General features: G+C 30.5%; 1 protein-coding gene and 1 tRNA gene. Both read right to left on the bottom strand.

All coding sequences use genetic code 11. The features are described from left to right. Positions 1–207: 207 nt before the first annotated feature. A tRNA-Gly gene (locus tag E6248_RS14845) sits at positions 208–282 on the bottom strand. Between the two features lie 129 nt (positions 283–411). Continuing rightward, positions 412–3,006 carry an ATP-dependent chaperone ClpB gene (gene clpB, locus E6248_RS14840; protein ID WP_316341555.1) on the bottom strand — a complete coding sequence of 865 codons (2,595 nt, stop codon included), beginning with the start codon at positions 3,004–3,006 and terminating at the stop codon, positions 412–414. Positions 3,007–3,098 lie beyond the last annotated feature (92 nt).

The following is a 3,098-nucleotide window of genomic DNA, read 5'->3' as shown; positions in this document are numbered from 1 at the left end:
ATATACTACTAACATATTTTTCTCTCCTCTTTATGTATTAATTAATTAAATTTATTATATCACATAAAAAGCAAAATGTAAGTATTTTTTAATAAAAATTATTAACAAATAATTTTTATTAATAAGATTGCTAATAATATAAAATTATATAATAAAAAATCCGTACAAAAAGATACTAATCTGCATCTATCTTGTACGGATAATATTTGGAGCGAAAGACGGGACTCGAACCCGCAACATTCACCTTGGCAAGGTGACGCTCTACCATTGAGCCACTTCCGCATAAATTACAATTATATATTATAATAAGATTAAAAAATCGTCAAGAGTATTTTTTATTTCTAGAAAACCCTTCCCCAGGGCACCCTATTTTCAAGAAATTAAGTACCCTGAGGATTAGTTTTTCTAAAATTAATTAATTGTTAACTGATCTTCATTTCCATCTACTACTACATTAGATCCATAACCTATATCACCTTTTATAATCTTTCTAGCTAAGGTGTTTTCTATAGCATTTTGAATATATCTCTTTAAAGGTCTTGCTCCATACACTGGATCATATCCTTCTCTAGCCATAATAACCTTTGCTTCATCAGTGACTTCAAGGCTTATATTCTTATCTTTTAATCTTACTGAAACTTCTTTTAAGAATATATCTATAATCTTCTTAATACCATTTTCAGATAGAGGTTTAAACATAATTATGTCATCCACTCTATTTAAGAATTCAGGCTTAAATCTAAGTTTCATTTCATTAATAACTTGGTTTCTAATACTTTCATCCACAGTGTCTTCACTATTATTTTCTAGAAGATAGCTACTTCCAATATTAGATGTCATAATTATAATAGTATTTTTAAAGTCTACAGTCTTGCCCTTATTATCAGTTAATCTACCATCATCTAAGATTTGTAAGAATATATTAAATACATCTTCATGAGCTTTTTCTATTTCATCAAATAATATTACGCTATATGGATTTCTTCTTACTGCCTCAGTAAGTTGACCACCTTCATCATACCCAACATATCCTGGAGGGGCTCCAACTAATCTAGATACTGAATGTTTCTCCATATATTCAGACATATCTATTCTTATAATATTTTCTTCAGAATCAAATAGATTTCTAGCTAAAGTTTTAGCAAGCTCTGTTTTACCAACACCAGTTGGTCCTAAGAATATAAAGGAACCTATTGGCTTATTTGCATCTTTAAGTCCAGCTCTTGCTCTTAAAATAGCATTTGAAACTGCAGTTATTGCTTCTTCTTGACCAATAACTCTCTTTTCCATTTCATCTTCTAATCTTAAAAGTTTCTCTCTTTCACCTTCAAGAAGATTAGTTACAGGAATTCCAGTCCATTTAGAAAGAATTTTTGAAACTTCTTCCTCAGTTACTTCTTCCTTTAAAAGAGCTCCTTCATAATTTTCTTTAACTACAACTTCTTTTTCCTTAATTTCCTCTTCTAAAGCCGGAATTACGCTATATTGAATTTCCGCAGCCTTATTATAGTCATAGTTTCTTTGAGCAGCTTCTAAATCTCCTCTTGCTTCATCAAGCTTAGATTTTAGATCTCTTAAATTAACTATAGCATCTTTTTCCTTCTCGAACTTAGCTGTCATTTCATCATTTTTAGCCTTTAATTCAGCAATATCTTTTTCTAATGCCTCTAACTTTTTCTTAGATCCTTCATCTTTTTCTTTGATTAAAGCTTCCTTTTCGATTTCTAATTGGAAAAGTCTTCTTCTAGTAATATCAAGTTCTGTTGGAAGAGAATCTATTTCTGTTCTTATCATTGCACCAGCTTCATCAATTAAGTCTATTGCCTTATCTGGCAAGAATCTATCTTGAATATATCTATGTGATAACTTTGCAGCAGCTATTAAAGCTGAATCATGTATTCTTACCCCATGATGGATTTCAAATCTTTCTTTTAGTCCTCTAAGAATTGATATAGCATCCTCCACTGTTGGTTCTTCAACTATAACAGGTTGGAATCTTCTTTCTAGAGCCTTATCCTTTTCTATATATTGTCTATATTCATCAAAGGTTGTAGCTCCAATACAATGCAATTCACCTCTTGCAAGTAATGGCTTAATTAAGTTACCTGCATCCATAGCTCCATCTGTTTTACCAGCCCCAACTATAGTGTGAATTTCATCTATAAATAAGATAATTCTACCTTCACTGCTTTGAACTTCTTTTAAGACTGCCTTTAATCTTTCTTCGAATTCTCCTCTATATTTAGCTCCAGCAATTAATGCCCCCATATCTAATGAGAATATTACCTTATTCTTTAAACCTTCAGGTACATCACCTCTAATAATTCTTTCTGCAAGTCCTTCAACTATCGCAGTCTTACCAACTCCAGGCTCACCAATTAATACTGGATTATTCTTAGTTCTTCTAGATAAAATTCTTATAGTTCTTCTAATTTCATCATCTCTACCAATTACAGGATCTAATTTATGTTTTTTAGCAAGGTCAGTTAAGTTAGTACCATATTTTCCTAAAGCATCATAAGTTCCTTCAGGATCTTGAGTTTCTACTCTTTGGTTACCTCTTACTTCCTTTAATACTTCCATAAATGTTTTTTTATTAATATTGTACTTATCTAGTATTCTTTTAACTTCACCATTTTTATCTACAGCAATTATTGCTAGCATAAGATGTTCTACGCTAATATAAGAATCTTCAAATTTCTTAGCTATATCTTCTGCCTTTACCAAAACCTCTTCTATTTGTCTAGTAGCATAAACTCCTGATGAATTAGCTCCTTCTCCTAGGACCTTTGGCATATTTCCTAAGACTCTATTTAAGTCATCATTTATTCCTTTAACGCTAACACCCATTTTAGTAAATATATTTGGTATTAGTCCGTCTTCTTGCTCTACTAATGCTGTAAACAAATGTATTAACTCAACTTGCTGATGGTTAAACTTTACAGCAATTAAACTAGCATTATTTAATGCTTCTTGAACTCTTAAAGTCATTTTATCAATATTCATATAAGTCACTCCTTTACAAACATATTATAGAATTATTATTATCTTTGTTTTAATAATAATACAAAAGTCAAAGAAAGTCAAAGTATATTTTG

The sequence above is a fragment of the Clostridium sp. genome (genome assembly GCF_032552055.1).
Classification (GTDB): domain Bacteria; phylum Bacillota; class Clostridia; order Clostridiales; family Clostridiaceae; genus Clostridium.
The sequence above is the reverse complement of the archived record's forward strand: the minus strand, read 5'-3'. Positions and strand labels throughout refer to the sequence as shown.

What these genes read in the sequence shown, in the direction of transcription:
- clpB (WP_316341555.1), bottom strand. Translation starts at nt 3,006, where the DNA reads ATGAATATTGATAAAATGACTTTAAGAGTTCAAGAAGCATTAAATAAT.